Origin of the sequence: [Muricauda] lutisoli (nom. illeg.) (assembly GCF_017313105.1) — a bacterium.
GTDB classification, from domain to species: Bacteria; Bacteroidota; Bacteroidia; order Flavobacteriales; family Flavobacteriaceae; genus Flagellimonas; species Flagellimonas lutisoli.
Window position 1 is genome coordinate 495150 of sequence record NZ_JAFLND010000001.1, and the last position, 15770, is coordinate 510919.

A 15770-nucleotide genomic window follows, 5' to 3' on the forward strand; every position below is an offset into this window, starting at 1 on the left:
TACAGCGATAAGGATACCATGCGAAACCCTTTAAAACTTAGGAAAAATAAGAGCTTCGATTACTCACCCAGATATTATAAGGGAGAGGGGAATCCGTATAAAATTGAACACAAACTTGATAAGTTTAGGACTACGGCGCACTCCAATAGGGGGCTTAAAAATAAGTTCACCTCCGCAATGGATGATCTTCAGACAGAAGGCGATAAAAATTTGAAGCTTCGTTTTTGGATCATTGTGGCCGTTTTGGTTTTGCTGTTCCTGTTTATCATTGATTTTGATCTATCAATATTCCTAAATCCATAATGGCGGACATCATTAAACTTTTACCGGACCATGTCGCTAACCAAATAGCAGCAGGGGAGGTGGTCCAACGACCCGCTTCCGTAGTAAAGGAACTCATGGAAAATGCCATTGATGCCGGTGCCACATCCATAAAACTGATTATAAAAGATGGCGGTAAAACCCTTATCCAAGTGGTAGATGATGGTGTGGGTATGAGCGAGACTGATGCTCGGCTTTCTTTTGAGCGTCACGCTACTTCCAAAATATCATCGGCGCAGGACCTGTTTAATTTGGAAACCAAAGGTTTTCGAGGAGAGGCCTTGGCATCCATTGCGGCCATAGCCCATGTGGATATGCAAACACGTACAGTTGACAACGAAGTAGGAATCCATTTAAAAATTGAGGGAAGCAAAATTGTGTCCCAAAAAGTGGTGGCCACACTAAAGGGAACCTCCATATCCGTAAAAAATCTATTTTTCAATATCCCTGCCAGACGTAATTTTTTAAAGTCCAACCAAGTGGAGCTCCGCCATATCACAGATGAGTTTCATCGTGTGGCAATGGTGCATCCGAATGTTGAATTTCATTTTTACAATAACGGGTCTGAAATATTTAATCTGCCCAGTACAAAACATCGTCAGCGTATTGTGCATATCTTCGGAAGTAAAATGGAGCATCGTTTAGTGCCCGTAAATGAAGAGACCGAAGTGGTTAAGGTGTCGGGTTTTATCTGTAAGCCCGAGTTTGCCAAAAAGAGCAGGGGTGAGCAATTCTTTTTTGCAAATGACCGATATATCAAAAGCCCGTATTTGCATCATGCCGTGGTGGCTGCTTTTGAAGGATTGATCAAATCCGATACATACCCAGGCTACTTTCTGTTTTTGGATGTAGATCCAGCTTCCATTGATATCAATATTCACCCAACCAAAACAGAGGTGAAGTTTGATGATGAGAACACTCTATATGCTATTTTAAGATCTACCATAAAGCATAGCTTAGGCCAGTTTAACGTGGCTCCTGTTTTGGATTTTGACCATGACCCTAATTTGGATACGCCTTATTCCTACAAAGAAAAAGGAGCTGTAATCCCAAAAGTGACAGTGGATGCTACATTTAACCCGTTTGAAGAAACAAGGGCCAAGAAGGGTGGTTCTAGCGGGAATTATAGTAAACAAAGTACAAAAGGTTGGGAAGATTTGTACGAAGGTCTTGGCAATCAGAATAATCATCAGGAGTTCAGTAGTGTGGTGATAGAGTCCGATAGTGATGAGCAAGGCACTTTGTATTCGGGAGAAGAGGTCGAGGAGCATTTGGCCAGCACCTTTCAGTTACGACGTAAATATGTGGTGAGTACCGTTAAGTCGGGAATGTTGGTCATTCATCAAAATAGGGCACATGAGCGAATTCTTTTTGAGAAGTTTTTAGGGGAGATTACAGTAAAAGAAGGGGTTAGCCAACAGTTGCTCTTTCCTTTGGAACTCACCTTCAATAAACAAGAATTGACCGTGCTCAAGGAAATTCAGGAAAGCCTGACAAATATTGGGTTTATATTCGATAGCTTGGAGCACGAAACTGTAAAAGTGACAGGTGTGCCCATGCTGGTTCCCGAAAGTGGGATCGGCATGGTATTAGATCGCTTGATTGCAGACTATATGGAGGGTTATAATGATGGTTCCATTTCGCAGGCCGAAATGTTGGCCAAGGTGCTGAGTAGGAACCTGGCAGTACGAACAGGGGACGTGTTGGACACAGAGTCGCAATTAATGTTGGTAAACAACCTTTTTGCGTGCAAGGAACCCAATTTGAGCCCTTTTCAAAAAATAACATATACCATTATCTCCGAAGGGGATATTGATAAAAAATTCAACTAAATGGGTAGAATGACCGAGGCAGTAAAGCATATATTGATCATTAACGTGATCATGTTTTTTGCCACACAATTATATGGCGATCAGATGTTCCAATGGATGTCGCTCTGGTTTCCACAAAATCCAAATTTTGAATGGTGGCAAGTGGTTTCCCATATGTTCATGCACGGTAACCTAATGCATATTTTGTTCAATATGTATGCATTATGGGCCTTTGGTACACCATTGGAGCGGATTTGGGGAAAGAACAAGTTTCTGTTTTTCTACTTTTCAGCTGGTTTGGGCTCAGCTGCCTTGCATACTGGGGTCAATTATTTTCTTTTCAACGAAGGAATGAGTGCTTTGGAAGGAGCAGGCATTGCCCGTACACAGGTTTTGGATATTTTGGCCAATGGACAATATAGTCCAGGTTGGTACGATATCGCTGGAAAAGGAACGATCGACAGTATGTTGACCGCATTTAACACCCCTGCGGTAGGGGCGTCTGGAGCTATCTATGGTATTTTGGTGGCCTTTGCTTTTATGTATTCGGAGGCCAAGTTGATGCTCATATTTTTGCCTGTACCTATCAAAGCAAAGTATTTTGTGCCTATTCTTATAGCGGTCGACCTTATTTTCGGAATCGGAAATGTAAACACTGGAGTAGCACATTTTGCCCACATAGGAGGGGCTTTAATTGGATTTATAATGATGTGGTACTGGAAAAAGAACCAGTTTAACAATAATCGGTGGGATTAACCTATGATGAACGGTGGATTACGATATCAATTTGCGAGGCTTAGTATAGCCGAAAAGCTGATTGCCATCAATGTACTTATTTTCTTGATTGATGGACTCTCTGGGGCATTATTTGATTATTCTTTTTCGCAGTGGTTCCTTTTGCCCAAGGATTTCTTTGAGTTTTTGGCCCAGCCATGGTCGCTGGTAACTTACTCGTTCTTTCATGCAGGATTTGGTCATATTTTTTGGAATATGCTGGTGCTTTACTTCGCCGGTCGTATTTTCTTGAATCTTTTTGATTCCCAACGGTTCATCAATGTCTATTTTTTAGGTTTGATGTTGGGTGGATTGGTATTTTTGCTCAGTTATAACGTGTTTCCGACCCTTGTTAATTCAAATACTGCATTAATTGGTGCATCTGCAGGAGTTAACGCCGTGCTTATTTTTGTTTGTACCTATATTCCCAACCGAGAGGTCCGTGTCATTTTCTTTAATGTAAAACTATGGTACATTGGTGTTGCCTTAGTGGTCAAGGATTTGGTGCTAATCGGTATGGGTGACAATATTGGTGGAGGTATGGCGCACTTGGGCGGTGCATTTTTAGGGTATATTTACGCTCGTCAGTTGTTCAAGGGGAATGATATCGGTTCTGGATTTACCAAACTGAGGTATGCTATTGCTGACCTTTTTAAACCAAAGGAAAAGAAGGCCCCCATGAAAACGGTCTACAGGAAAAAAGCATCATCCAGTAGTAAAGCGGATTACGATAAAAAGGCCAAGCAAAAAAAGATAGACTCCATTTTGGATAAAATCAGTAAGTCTGGTTATGAAAGTTTGTCCAAGGAAGAAAAGGACTTTTTGTTTAAGGCGGGTAAAGAAGACTGATAGGTGAAAAAATCGACCTCTATATGGGATAGGGTAGTTTTTGCAATTAATTTACTGGTTGCAGTATTACTGATTACTGCAGGTATTATATCATTTATACCATTTCAATTTGTTTCATCGTTTGCTATACTCAGCTTATTTGTTCCCTTTTTCTTTGCTTTCAATATTTTGTTTCTGATATATTGGATTCTCAAATTTAAAAGACAATTCATATTGTCACTAGTTGCCATCTTTATCGGTTATCTGATTTTTGGATCGTTTTATGGGATTGGTGGAAATGATTTTACCAATCGGACAGAGTCTCCCAGTTTATCAATAATGACCTATAATGCATGGGGGTTCAATAAAAATGGTTGGATGAAAGAGCCTGGTGTGGGAGATAGTATTGTCCAATTTATTAAGAAGCAAGACCCTGATATTCTTTGTATACAGGAGCACACTAGAATACGTCATCGACAGTTAAAACAGTACCCATATAGAAGCGAGACCCCTTATGTTCCCCAGAGAACTATTCAAGCAATATTTTCTAAATATCCAATTGTAGGCAACGGTTCATTAAACTTGCCCAATACTAGAAACAATATTATTTATGCAGATATCGCACACGAAAATGATACTATCAGGGTTTATAACATACATTTACAGTCTTTTCGTATAGTTCCAAGTAAGGATGATTTTTCGGATGGAGAAAAATCGGAAAAGATTTATAGAAGGATGGTCAATACATTTTCAAAACAATTGGAACAAGCCGAAATCTTTAGGGTTCACTTAGAAAACAGCCCCTACAAAAATATTGTGTGCGGTGATTTTAATAACACTCAATTTTCCAATGTTTACAAAATTGTAAAGGGAGATTTTCAGGATACTTTTTTGGAAGAAGGCACTGGTTTTGGAAGAACATATAATCTTTGGAAAATTCCACTTCGAATCGACTACATAATGGCCGATCAAAACTTTGAAGTATTGTCCCATCAAAATTTTGATATACGCTTGTCCGATCATTATCCAGTGATGGCCAGATTGCGCTTAAAATCACATGAGTAGGCAGTCCATCCAATCTGCTATTATGTGAATGATCAAGGCCAACCCAACTATCCGTGTTGTTTTAAAAAAAGGTAATATACTATAGACTAAAATAGCCCAATAGCTGTGGAGTGTATGGAACCCAATGCTGCATCGATTCGGGTCGTATAGTGGTGTTGCCCAAAGGTGGTCCATGTCAATTATGATTCCTGCGAGAAGAATCAAAGCAACTTTTAAGCTGGCCCCTTTAAAGAACCAAACGGCTATCAAAACAGGAACCAAAAAATGTATGCCGTAATGAATAAGGTGCCTAAGCATTTTTTAAATCTAAGGGTAGACTTTCTAGGTAATTGAGTGTATTGGTTCCTTCATTGAACAAGAGGTCCAGTACACTTAAATTTGGAATAAATCCATGTCGTTCTTCAAAAACTTGGGTGTAAGGGGCCATATCCCAATTTTTTCCCTTTTTTGCATCTACCAAAAAACGAGCGTCAAAATAGGTTGATGGTTCAACTTCGTAAGTCTTGGTTTTCTCCATTGGAATATCCATACCGATGCAACGAGCAATAGCTTCAATGGTTTTTAAATTGAAGTTATAAAGGGAATTATCATTTCCTTCATAAAGAGGTCTTAGTTCATCCTCATAAAATTCAAAAAAAGGAGAGGTTCGGTATGCGGTTTCCAAAGTGCGCCAATGTTCTTTCTTCCAGTTGTAACTATTTTCGGTAGATACATCGACGTATTTTTGACGTCCCTCTTTGCCCCCAACATGTTTTATGGGGATGTTGAGCATGTGTTTGCCCTTGTCCGTTGAAATATAGCAACGATTCCGATACGTCTGCTTTTGAAAATTGTCTTGCGCCTCCCAGATTACCTCATGCTGAACAACGGCCGCAAAAGTGGCAATACTTGGGAAATAGGAAGGATGAACAAGAATTTTCAAAGAACAGACTTATTAAGGTTACCTATGATTTTTCTTCTTTCTCTTGCGGAAGAAATCAAAAATGAACCAAGCAGCTAAAAGTGCTATAAAATACCAGAAGTAGGATACTGGCTCGCCACTTCCACCAACAGTGGTGAATACACGGTCCCAGCGTATCCTCCAATTGGCGATTCCTTGCCTAAAGTTGTCAAAACTCATCCATAGAAACACTGGTTTACCTACGATATGATCGGCCGGAACATACCCCCAGGTTCTACTATCTTCGGAGTGGTCTCGGTTATCTCCCATCATCCAATAATAGTCCTGTTTAAAGGTGTAAGAATCGGCTTCTTCCCCGTTTATGAGCACCTTATTGCCCGTAACCCTTACATCGTTGTATTCATAATCCCGTATAATTTTTTTGTATAGAGGAATCGTTCTGGAATTGATCTCAACTGTGCTTCCTTTCTTTGGAATATAGATGGGACCAAAGTTATCGTTGTTCCAAGGATACAGATTGGGTTTTTGCGGAAACGTGTTTCCACCATATACTCCTTTCGGTTCAATGGTTTTAACTACGGAGTCAATGGCAGGATTGTTCCTGAGTGTGGCAACCATTTCATCCGTAAGATTGGCCATTCGGGAACGTGGCTTTTCTTCGGTAAGGGAAAGTCGTAATTGGCGAATAACATCGGTCGGTATGCCGTTTTCGTTTGTATAAAGTTCAATTTTGCCACCTTCCGTTTGTCGTCCACCTGAAATAAAGGGCGCCAAAGCGTTATATTGTGCCTCGCTGATATTGGTTGCTATATATTTTCGAACATAGTCGGCAGCATCCACATCATTTAAATAGCTGCTGGAAACGCCATTTTTCGCATAGATGTCATACACATACATCGGCTTTGCCCTATCCGACAATTGAAGTTGTTCACCATTGATGTATACAAACCCATCAATTACCGCTAGGGAATCCCCAGGAGTGCCTACACATCGTTTTACATAGTTGGATTTTTTATCAATTGGTTTTATAACGGCTTTTTCTGCTTTGAAGAACTGATACAAAGTGTCAGCTGGCAAACTAAATACAACAATATCGTTTTTCTCGACTTTTTCAAATCCTGGCAAACGCATGTAAGGCAACTGGAGTTTGTTGATCCAAGAGGTCTTATAGGTTTCCGGGTTTACATCTGCCAAATACGATCTAGTTTTTAATACAGGAAGTGTATCGTGAACCATGGGTGCGGCCAAGGTGGTCATAGGTACCCGTGCACCGTAGTGGAACTTGCTAACAAACAAGAAATCCCCCACTCTTAAGGTGCGCTCCAGAGATCCTGTCGGAATCACATAAGGTTGAATGAAATAGGTGTGAACAAAGGTTGCTGCCACAATGGCAAATACAATGGAGCTGACCCATTCGCCCAATCCTGTTTTTGGTTTTAGACTACGGTCTTCAATATACTGTACATCTTCAGCGTAGTTGATGTAGTAGATATAAAAACCGAGCGTAAGGATGACCAACCAAGTGTCCACAAGGGAGTTTTTTCCAAAACTTCGGATGGTTTCTACCCAAACCACGGGGAACATCAATAAATTAATAATGGGAATAAACAATAAAAGTACCCACCACCAAGGTCTGTTTATGATTTTCATCAAAACAATACCATTGTAAACGGGTATGGCGGCTTCCCATGCTTTTCTGCCTGCCTTAACGTAGAGTTTCCATGTTCCCAAGAAATGGATGACCTGAATGATCAGGATAAAAATAATCCATTGTATACCGTCCATATAAAAAAGTTTCTTTGTTAGACTCTGGGTCTATATTCCTGTTACGTTTTTTAGCTAAGGTTTAACACATCTTTCATGGAAAAAACACCTGTTTTTCCCTGTATCCATTCCGATGCGATTACCGCTCCGAGTGCAAAACCTTCCCTGTTATGTGCTTCGTGTTTTATTTCGATGGTGTCAACCGGGCTTTTATAGGAAATGCTGTGAGTTCCCGGCACCATACCTTCCCTAATGGATTTTATGGAAATTGTCTTATCGCCTGATTCGTTCAGTTTCCAGTCTTTATAAGAGGTGTTTTCAATTATGCCTTCGGCCAAAGTAATGGCAGTTCCGCTGGGAGCATCCAGTTTTTGGGTATGATGTATCTCCTCCATGGAAACTTTATACTGTTCCAGCTCCGCCATCATTTTGGCAAGTTGTTCATTGAGTTCGAAAAAGATATTTACACCCAAACTAAAGTTGGAGGCATAGATGAATGCACTTTTATGCTCATCACAAATCTTGATGGCTTTCTCAAACTTATCCAACCAACCAGTGGTTCCGCTGATTACGGGTACATTGTTCTTAAAGCAATTGGTGATATTGTCAAAAGCAGCTTCGGGCGTACTAAAATCAATGGCAACATCCATTGAGGAGTAATCTACATCTTGGGAGGGATCATCAATCTTGGCTACAATCGAATGACCTCTATCCCGAGCAATCTGCTCGATCATCTTTCCCATTTTGCCATATCCGAAAAGACCAATCTTCATACGTTAGAATTTTATGACCATAGCCATACCATAGTTTGGCTTGTTGGTAAAAGGATTTATATCTAGATAAGGGTTGAAATCAACAGCTAGATCATCGCTCACATTATATTGTTTTAAATGTGAGTCCACGTTGGCATCTATAATATTCAAGGCATAAAGAGCAATTGTGATCACCAGGGCCAAATCCCTATCTCTTTGGGTGTTCTCTTGGGCCTCCTGCAATGCTTCCGATGTTAAATCGGGACCGAAGCCATCTCCGTTCAAATCCCAAAATTCATCGTCTTCAAAGCCTGCAAGTCTCCGTTTGTACGCATTTCTTGCTCTGCGATACTCCGTGTTGTTAAAAGAATACACGTAGATCCCCGTTCCTATGGCGCCCCATACTATAGGGGCTTTCCAGTAGCGTTTGTTGTAAATCTGTCCAAGCCCGGGTAGAACGGCCGAATAAAATGCAGCTTTGCTCGGTGCAAGGGGATTAATGTCTTTTTGCTTGGTAACTTCTTCAAAGGTAACACCTTCCCCTTCCATATTTTGTGTAATGGAGTCTACCTCTTTTGATGGTTGTGGCTGTTTTTTGGTTTCCTTTTTCTCTTCTTCCTGAGAAAATACTGAGTAAAAAAACAAAAAGGCAAAGAGCAATAAAAGAAGGTTTTTATTCACCTGTCAACAATTTTTTGATACGCTTAAAGTCTTCTTCCGAATGGAAGGGTATCACTATTTTTCCTTTTCCATTTTTAGATGTGGTAATATCCACTTTGGTAGCGAGTCTTTCTTTGATGGAATCCAAACTGTTGGAAACAAAATCAGGGACATCAGGAGTGCCTCTTTTCTTATCCGTACCAGAACTTTTGGGGTCCTTATGTGCTTTTACCAGTTGCTCAGTTGCCCTAACGGATAGGCCGTCGGAAACCACTTTTTCGTAAATGGCAATCTGGTCTTTTTTCTTGTCGATGTTAATAAGCGCCCTTCCATGCCCCATACTGATGAATCCATCCCGCATTCCTGTCTGAATGATGGGGTCCAATTTTAGCAAGCGCAAATAATTGGTGATGGTGGAACGCTTTTTGCCTACGCGATCACTCAACCTTTCTTGGGTAATCTCAATTTCATCGATAAGTCGTTGGTAAGAGAGTGCGATTTCAATGGGATCCAAGTCTTGCCTTTGGATATTTTCCACCAAGGCCATTTCCAAGGATTCTTGATCGTTGGCAATACGGATATAAGCTGGAATGGTTTCCAGCCCAACCAATTTGGATGCGCGGAACCTTCGCTCTCCGGAAACCAATTGGAATTTGTTGAAATCCAGTTTCCTTACCGTAATGGGCTGTATAATGCCAAGTTCGCGAATGGAACTCGCTAATTCTTCAAGGGTTTCGTCGTTAAAATTGGAACGTGGCTGAAACGGATTGACTTCAATGGAATTGATGTCCAGTTCTACCACATTTCCTATGACCTTGTCCGCATTTTTATCCGAAACCGATTTGATGTCGTTCTCCGGATCATTCAAAAGAGCGGACAGGCCTCTTCCCAACGCCTGTTTTTTTGTTGCTTTCGCCATCTAAACTTTCTCCTTGTTTTTCTTCAAAATTTCGTTGGCTAAGTTAAGATAATTGGAAGCACCTTTACTGCTCGCATCATATTTTATGATGCTCTCGCCATAACTAGGAGCTTCGCTTAGCCTAACGTTTCGTTGGATTATGGTGTCAAAAACCATATCCGCGAAGTGTTTCTTCACTTCTTCAACAACTTGGTTGGAAAGTCGTAACCTGGAATCGTACATGGTCAACAACATTCCTTCGATGTCCAAATCGTTGTTGTGTATTTTTTGAACACTTTTTACTGTGTTCAATAATTTGCCAAGACCTTCCAAAGCAAAATATTCACATTGTATAGGTATCATTACCGAATCTGCTGCGGTAAGTGCGTTTAAGGTCAATAACCCCAGGGAAGGAGCACAATCAATCAGCACAAAATCATACTTATCGCCCAAATTCTTTAAGGCTTCTTTCATCATGTATTCCCTATTGTCCTTGTCCACCAATTCAATTTCTATGGCAACAAGGTCAATGTGCGCAGGCACTAAATCCACATTGGGGGAATCTGTAGGGATGGTTACCTCTTCAACACTCATGGTATGCTCCAAAAGCTGATATGTACCGTTTTCCACGGAATCAACATCAACACCTAAACCTGAAGTTGCATTGGCTTGGGGATCGGCATCAATAAGTAACACCTTTTTTTCCAATACACCTAAGGATGCTGCAAGGTTCACCGTTGTGGTAGTTTTGCCTACACCGCCCTTTTGGTTTGCTATTGCAATAATCTTGCCCATTTCATAGTAAGTTAGGTGCTAAAAATACGATTATTTAGGATGCGATAAAATGTAATTTGTTAACAGGGGGTGAATAAACCTACCATCCTGCGTTAAATAACGTTAAACTTTTATTGGTTAGGCCGTTATATATTTTAATCCAAAAGTATATTTAGGATTTCAGCAGCGGCATCCGCGATCTTGGTGCCTGGTCCAAACACGGCAACAGCGCCATTATCCAGCAAATGCTTGTAATCTTGCTTTGGGATTACGCCTCCAACGATGACCATAATGTCTTCACGACCATATTTCTTCAGTTCTTGAACTACTTCGGGAACCAAGGTTTTGTGTCCTCCTGCGAGTGAGGAAATCCCAAGTACGTGCACATCGTTTTCAACAGCTTGCTTGGCTACTTCGGCAGGGGTTTGGAACAAGGGGCCTATATCCACATCAAAACCTAGATCGGCATAACCGGTGGCCACTACTTTGGCACCACGGTCGTGTCCATCCTGTCCCATTTTGGCGACCATAATCCGGGGTCTGCGCCCCTCTTGCTCTGCAAAGGTGTCTGCCAGCTTTCGGGCCTTTTCAAAACTTTCGTCGTTTTTGATTTCTTTGGAATACACTCCGGTAAAGGATTGGATTTTTGCTCTATATCGTCCAAAGGCACTTTCCATGGCATCGCTAATTTCGCCCAGGGTAGCACGTTCTTTGGCCGCTTCTATGGCTAAAGCTAATAAATTTCCACGGTCTGAATCGTTTTTGGTGGCCTTTTTGGAGGCAACCCGGATGGCCTCGAGTACTTTTTCAACAGCTTTTGTATCCCTACTGTTTCTTATTTGGTCCAGGCGTGCCATTTGCTGTTTCCTCACCTTGGCATTGTCCACTTCCAAAATTTGAAGATCGTCCTCGTTCTCCAATCGGTATTTGTTCACTCCCACAATAACATCTTGTCCGCTATCAATACGGGCTTGTTTCTTGGCTGCAGCCTCTTCAATGCGCATTTTTGGGATACCTTTTTCGATGGCCTTGGTCATTCCACCCAATTTTTCCACTTCTTGAATCAATTCCCAGGCATTTTCTGCAATTTCCTGCGTCAATTGTTCAACTCTGTGGCTACCGGCCCAAGGGTCCACGGTTTTGGTGATATGGGTTTCTTGCTGTAGATAAATTTGGGTGTTCCGAGCGATTCTGGCCGAGAAATCTGTTGGCAATGCAATCGCTTCGTCCAATGCGTTGGTGTGAAGACTTTGTGTTCCTCCAAATGCTGCTGCCATTGCTTCGACAGTTGTTCTGGCCACATTGTTGAAAGGATCCTGTTCCGTAAGGCTCCAACCACTGGTTTGACTATGGGTGCGGAGCATTGAGGATTTTGGATTTGAAGGGTTGAATTGCGCTACCAATTTGGCCCAGAGCATACGACCTGCACGCATTTTGGCGATTTCGGCAAAATGGTTCATTCCAATACCCCAGAAAAAGGATAGTCGTGGAGCGAATTCATCAATTTTCAAGCCTGCCTTTATTCCAGTACGGATGTACTCAATACCATCGGCCAAGGTATAGGCCAACTCCATGGATGCAGGAGCACCCGCCTCGTGCATATGGTATCCGGAGATACTGATGCTATTGAACCTAGGCATGTTTTTGCTTGTAAACTCAAAGATATCAGCGACCAATTGCATGGAAGGGGTAGGTGGGTAGATATAGGTGTTCCGCACCATAAACTCCTTCAATATATCGTTTTGAATAGTTCCTGAAAGTTGTTCCATGGACACACCTTGTTCCAACCCTGCCACGATATAAAAAGCCATAATGGGAATTACGGCTCCATTCATGGTCATGGAAACGGACATTTTGTCCAAAGGGATGCCATTGAACAAGATTTTCATATCCTCCACAGAGTCGATGGCAACCCCAGCCTTGCCCACATCGCCGACCACGCGTTCGTTGTCCGAGTCATAGCCACGATGTGTGGGTAGATCAAAGGCTACGGAAAGACCTTTTTGTCCCGCCTCCAAGTTTCTTCGATAGAACGCATTGCTTTCCTCGGCCGTAGAAAATCCCGCATATTGGCGGATGGTCCACGGTCTGCGAACATACATGGTAGAGTAGGGTCCGCGAAGGAAAGGGGAAATCCCAGCAGCAAAATTTTCGTGCTCGTATTTTTGGGTCTCGCTGGTATTCGAATTGGCAGTCAATTCCAGATGTTGAAGGTCTTTTCTACTCATCGTTCAATCTTTTTTGTTCAAACGCTTCGGCCAATCTTGTTTCGATTATGGGTTCAATGATGGTTTTTCGTGCTTTTTGCTTCATAAAAGGGTAGAGTTCCAGATTATCCTTCATCCTATCTTGTGGATTCTGGTATTTGTTGGTGCCAACTGAAACTATCTTTCCTTGATCAAAAAAATGTTGTTCCTTTTCGGCGCTTTCCTTTATTTTTTGTTGGATGGTGCCTTTTTTAAGCCCTTCCAAGAATCCACCGGCTTTTTCCACTTGTTTAAATAGCTGTAAGCCTTTTTCGGCCAATTGATTTGTCAACGATTCAATGTAGTACGTGCCTTCAGAAATTTGCGAAGCCTCGGAGAAATGACCTTCCTCTTTTAAAAGTAGCAGTTGATTACGAGCAATACGCTCCCCGAATTCGTTGTCCTTATGGTAAATGGCATCGTAGGCCAAATTGCAAACGGTGTCGGCTCCACCCAAAACCGCAGACATACATTCGGATGTTGTGCGTAGCATATTTACGTTATAGTCGTACAGGGTTTTGTTACGTTTGGAGGGAACAACTAGGATATTGCAATCGTTTTGTATGCCATATGTTGATGCGATACTTTTCCAAAGCCATCGCAAAGCCCTGATCTTTGCTATTTCAAAGAAATAGTTGCTGCCCACGGCCACTTTAAAAGTAATTGGGAGTGACTTCTCGATTCCACTCGAAGTGATATAGTTCAAGTATTCATTGGTGTGGGCCATGGCATAAACCAATTGTTGCACCATGTTGGCGCCAGCATTTTGATAAAGTGACGTATCGACTCCGATAATTGAAATTTCCGAAGTGCCGAGTAAAACCAAATCAGTGAATATTTTGTGGTCTTTTTCCAGATTGTGGTGCCAATTGCCATCTTTGGTCAGGTGCCCAATAATGTCAATGTTCAAATGGGCCCTAGCTTTTTTGTCTTTAAGGAGGGAGACTAATTTTTTGATGGGTTCCAAGGCCAAAAACTCAAAATTGAAGTAGAGTTTGGTCTCTTTCAGGTCAATGCCGGAGATCAAGGCTTCAAAGTCCGTAGTTTCGTTGGGTATGGTCAAAATCAAGTTCTCCACACCTTTTTCCAGTATTTCGAGGGCTTTTGCATTGGACTTTTTTTCCTCGCCCACATAAATAGCTTGCCCTATGGACCAATCGTGGTCTTTCGGCAACGAAAAATTGGGAATGTTTTTTAAATCCTCTTGATTGTAAAAAGGTTTTACGTTGATGCCTTCCAGAGATTCCCAAACCAAGGTTTCGTTATAATCGGCACCTTTTAGGTCAACCTGAATCTTTTGTTTCCATTGTTTGGCGGAAATTTCAGGGAATTCTTGAAATAGGCTGGTATTATTCATCTTGCTTGTTCTTAAGGCTATCTTCATATTCGATCAAGAATATTTCTTCATTATCCTTTTTCATGTAATATTTTTCACGGGCCAATTTTTCGAGCTCTTTTTCATCGGACATCTTCTTTAATATTTCCTTATCCTTATCAATCTCGCTTTTTAGGAACTGCTTCTCCTTTTCCAACTTATCGATTTCGTTCTCCAGCTCCAAATGGATCAACAGGGAATTGGTGTCGAAAAAGGCCATCCAAATCACAAAAATGGTCAATACCAGGATATAGGTATTGGTCATGATCTTGAACCATTTCTTTTTTCTCAACTCCTTTAGGCCCATGTTACGATAGTTTGTTATTAATGATGGTTCTGACAATATCCACAGCAACAGTATTGTAGTGGTTGTTTGGGATGATAATGTCCGCAAATTCCTTTGAGGGTTCAATAAATTGAAGGTGCATCGGCTTTACAGCGGTTTGGTATCTCGTAAGCACTTTCTTCAGATCGTGCCCTCGTTCCTGGGTGTCGCGTTGCAATCTTCTTATCAAGCGCTCGTCCGAATCGGCATGGACATATATTTTTATATCGAACATATCCCTCAATTTGGGATTGCTCAATACCAAGATGCCCTCCACGATCATAACCTTTCGGGGAGCTGTGGGAACAGTCTCCTTCATTCTGGTTTCCTCTACAAAGGAATACATGGGCGTATCAACGGTATTTCCCTGTCTCAGTTGGTCAATATGCTCTATCAATAGGTCAAAATCTATCGAGTTTGGGTGGTCAAAGTTCACCAATGCCCTTTCCTCTTTACTCATATGGGAAAGGTCGTTGTAGTAGGAATCTTGGCTTATTACACCTACTTCGTCCGTGGGCAATTGTTCCACAATCTGGTTAACTACCGTTGTTTTCCCGCACCCTGTGCCGCCAGCAATCCCTAAGATCAGCATAGTTTGAATTTTGGCATCAAAAATAAACAAATGATTATATCTTCCGCCTATCTACAATACATCATAATTAGTGTTTAATATTAAAGAAATTAATGATCATTGTCATAATCGACCCTGCTTATTAGGTATAGTTTTGTATGGTTTTTAATGCATTAACCTCTATCTTTATCAAGCTAACCAAAGGAAAAATCTTTTATGGATAATTCTTATGCTGTCAAGGTTGGGGACGACTTTGACTTTAAACTTTCCAAGGACACCATTTCTTCATTGGATTTGATTAAAACCGGGGATCATGCCTATCATTTGCTCAAAGATGGGGCATCCTACCATATAAAAATATTGGATTCCGATTTTAATAAAGGAACTTATACCATTAGCATTGATGGCAGCGAATTCCGATCTTCCATTCAAACCCCTTTGGATGAGCTTATCGAGAAAATGGGCTTTGCCATCAATGGAGGTAAAAACATAGATTCTATTGCGGCACCTATGCCGGGATTGATTTTGGACATCCTGGTGGAAGAAGGTCAGGAAGTCCAAGAAGAAGATCAATTGGTTATTCTGGAAGCCATGAAAATGGAGAATATCATTACCTCCCCAAGAAACGGTGTCATCAAAAAAATAGGTGTGTCCAAAGGGGATGCCGTTGACAAGAAACAATTGTTGATTGAATTTCAATAGAAC

The 15770-nt window shown here is 41.3% G+C and carries 17 protein-coding genes; 6 read left to right on the forward strand and 11 right to left on the reverse strand.

Translation table 11 applies throughout. The features are described from left to right. Positions 1-18: 18 nt before the first annotated feature. The 5 genes from J0X13_RS02420 to J0X13_RS02440 are packed head-to-tail and all read left to right on the forward strand — an operon-like array spanning position 19 to position 4799. Positions 19-303 (forward strand): riboflavin synthase subunit beta, encoded by a 285-nt coding sequence (locus J0X13_RS02420; RefSeq protein WP_207027466.1) that lies wholly within the window; start codon positions 19-21, stop codon positions 301-303. Further along, positions 303-2153: a DNA mismatch repair endonuclease MutL gene (gene mutL, locus J0X13_RS02425; RefSeq protein WP_207069883.1), complete on the forward strand. Its 1851-nt coding sequence runs from the start codon at positions 303-305 to the stop codon at positions 2151-2153. Before J0X13_RS02420 ends, mutL begins: the two co-directional genes overlap by 1 nt. Then, entirely contained in the window at positions 2154-2888 is a 735-nt protein-coding gene (locus J0X13_RS02430) for a rhomboid family intramembrane serine protease (RefSeq protein ID WP_207027462.1), read from the forward strand. 3 nt (positions 2889-2891) lie between these two features. Beyond that, a complete protein-coding gene (locus tag J0X13_RS02435; RefSeq protein ID WP_207069884.1) occupies positions 2892-3755 on the forward strand; it encodes a rhomboid family intramembrane serine protease in 864 nt (287 codons plus the stop codon). Between the two features lie 3 nt (positions 3756-3758). Continuing rightward, positions 3759-4799 carry an endonuclease/exonuclease/phosphatase family protein gene (locus J0X13_RS02440; RefSeq protein ID WP_207069885.1) on the forward strand — a complete coding sequence of 347 codons (1041 nt, stop codon included), beginning with the start codon at positions 3759-3761 and terminating at the stop codon, positions 4797-4799. Here the strand turns inward: J0X13_RS02440 and J0X13_RS15595 are convergent. The 11 genes from J0X13_RS15595 to udk all read right to left on the reverse strand — a co-directional run bounded on the left by J0X13_RS15595 (position 4788) and on the right by udk (position 15086). Next, the gene (locus tag J0X13_RS15595; protein ID WP_242535597.1) at positions 4788-5096 is read right to left on the reverse strand and encodes a DUF6122 family protein; all 309 of its coding nucleotides are present in this window, start codon (positions 5094-5096) and stop codon (positions 4788-4790) included. The genes J0X13_RS02440 and J0X13_RS15595 overlap by 12 nt on opposite strands. Further along, positions 5089-5721 (reverse strand): WbqC family protein, encoded by a 633-nt coding sequence (locus J0X13_RS02445; protein ID WP_207069886.1) that lies wholly within the window; start codon positions 5719-5721, stop codon positions 5089-5091. The genes J0X13_RS15595 and J0X13_RS02445 overlap by 8 nt, the downstream gene beginning before the upstream one ends. Positions 5722-5739: 18 nt before the next feature. After that, entirely contained in the window at positions 5740-7485 is a 1746-nt protein-coding gene (gene lepB / locus J0X13_RS02450; protein WP_207069887.1) for a signal peptidase I, read from the reverse strand. Between the two features lie 50 nt (positions 7486-7535). Beyond that, the gene (dapB, locus tag J0X13_RS02455) at positions 7536-8237 is read right to left on the reverse strand and encodes a 4-hydroxy-tetrahydrodipicolinate reductase (RefSeq protein ID WP_207069888.1); all 702 of its coding nucleotides are present in this window, start codon (positions 8235-8237) and stop codon (positions 7536-7538) included. A gap of 3 nt (positions 8238-8240) precedes the next feature. Beyond that, positions 8241-8897 (reverse strand): DUF5683 domain-containing protein, encoded by a 657-nt coding sequence (locus tag J0X13_RS02460; protein ID WP_313786225.1) that lies wholly within the window; start codon positions 8895-8897, stop codon positions 8241-8243. Next, a complete protein-coding gene (locus J0X13_RS02465; RefSeq protein WP_207027450.1) occupies positions 8890-9795 on the reverse strand; it encodes a ParB/RepB/Spo0J family partition protein in 906 nt (301 codons plus the stop codon). Before J0X13_RS02465 ends, J0X13_RS02460 begins: the two co-directional genes overlap by 8 nt. Beyond that, positions 9796-10569, reverse strand: coding sequence for a ParA family protein (locus J0X13_RS02470; protein WP_207027448.1), 774 nt, complete (start codon positions 10567-10569; stop codon positions 9796-9798). It lies immediately after the preceding gene. Positions 10570-10703: 134 nt separating this feature from the next. Continuing rightward, on the reverse strand, positions 10704-12776 hold the full coding sequence (gene scpA, locus J0X13_RS02475; protein WP_207069889.1) for a methylmalonyl-CoA mutase: 2073 nt from the start codon (positions 12774-12776) through the stop codon (positions 10704-10706). Next, the gene (locus J0X13_RS02480) at positions 12769-14151 is read right to left on the reverse strand and encodes a methylmalonyl-CoA mutase subunit beta (protein ID WP_207069890.1); all 1383 of its coding nucleotides are present in this window, start codon (positions 14149-14151) and stop codon (positions 12769-12771) included. Before J0X13_RS02480 ends, scpA begins: the two co-directional genes overlap by 8 nt. Continuing rightward, the gene (locus J0X13_RS02485; RefSeq protein WP_207069891.1) at positions 14144-14476 is read right to left on the reverse strand and encodes an FtsB family cell division protein; all 333 of its coding nucleotides are present in this window, start codon (positions 14474-14476) and stop codon (positions 14144-14146) included. The genes J0X13_RS02480 and J0X13_RS02485 overlap by 8 nt, the downstream gene beginning before the upstream one ends. Position 14477: 1 nt before the next feature. Beyond that, on the reverse strand, positions 14478-15086 hold the full coding sequence (udk, locus tag J0X13_RS02490) for a uridine kinase (protein ID WP_207069892.1): 609 nt from the start codon (positions 15084-15086) through the stop codon (positions 14478-14480). 195 nt (positions 15087-15281) lie between these two features. On the opposite strand from udk, the gene J0X13_RS02495 reads away from it, so the two are divergent. Next, complete coding sequence (locus tag J0X13_RS02495) at positions 15282-15767, forward strand: biotin/lipoyl-containing protein (RefSeq protein ID WP_207069893.1); 486 nt, start codon at positions 15282-15284, stop codon at positions 15765-15767. The last annotated feature ends 3 nt before the right edge of the window (positions 15768-15770 follow it).

What these genes read in the sequence shown, in the direction of transcription:
- J0X13_RS02430 (WP_207027462.1), top strand. Translation starts at nt 2,154, where the DNA reads ATGGGTAGAATGACCGAGGCAGTAAAGCATATATTGATCATTAACGTG.
- J0X13_RS02485 (WP_207069891.1), bottom strand. Translation starts at nt 14,476, where the DNA reads ATGGGCCTAAAGGAGTTGAGAAAAAAGAAATGGTTCAAGATCATGACC.
- J0X13_RS02470 (WP_207027448.1), bottom strand. Translation starts at nt 10,569, where the DNA reads ATGGGCAAGATTATTGCAATAGCAAACCAAAAGGGCGGTGTAGGCAAA.
- lepB (WP_207069887.1), bottom strand. Translation starts at nt 7,485, where the DNA reads ATGGACGGTATACAATGGATTATTTTTATCCTGATCATTCAGGTCATC.
- J0X13_RS02420 (WP_207027466.1), top strand. Translation starts at nt 19, where the DNA reads ATGCGAAACCCTTTAAAACTTAGGAAAAATAAGAGCTTCGATTACTCA.
- J0X13_RS02435 (WP_207069884.1), top strand. Translation starts at nt 2,892, where the DNA reads ATGATGAACGGTGGATTACGATATCAATTTGCGAGGCTTAGTATAGCC.
- J0X13_RS02495 (WP_207069893.1), top strand. Translation starts at nt 15,282, where the DNA reads ATGGATAATTCTTATGCTGTCAAGGTTGGGGACGACTTTGACTTTAAA.
- mutL (WP_207069883.1), top strand. Translation starts at nt 303, where the DNA reads ATGGCGGACATCATTAAACTTTTACCGGACCATGTCGCTAACCAAATA.
- J0X13_RS02465 (WP_207027450.1), bottom strand. Translation starts at nt 9,795, where the DNA reads ATGGCGAAAGCAACAAAAAAACAGGCGTTGGGAAGAGGCCTGTCCGCT.
- dapB (WP_207069888.1), bottom strand. Translation starts at nt 8,237, where the DNA reads ATGAAGATTGGTCTTTTCGGATATGGCAAAATGGGAAAGATGATCGAG.
- udk (WP_207069892.1), bottom strand. Translation starts at nt 15,086, where the DNA reads ATGCTGATCTTAGGGATTGCTGGCGGCACAGGGTGCGGGAAAACAACG.
- J0X13_RS15595 (WP_242535597.1), bottom strand. Translation starts at nt 5,096, where the DNA reads ATGCTTAGGCACCTTATTCATTACGGCATACATTTTTTGGTTCCTGTT.
- scpA (WP_207069889.1), bottom strand. Translation starts at nt 12,776, where the DNA reads ATGAGTAGAAAAGACCTTCAACATCTGGAATTGACTGCCAATTCGAAT.
- J0X13_RS02480 (WP_207069890.1), bottom strand. Translation starts at nt 14,151, where the DNA reads ATGAATAATACCAGCCTATTTCAAGAATTCCCTGAAATTTCCGCCAAA.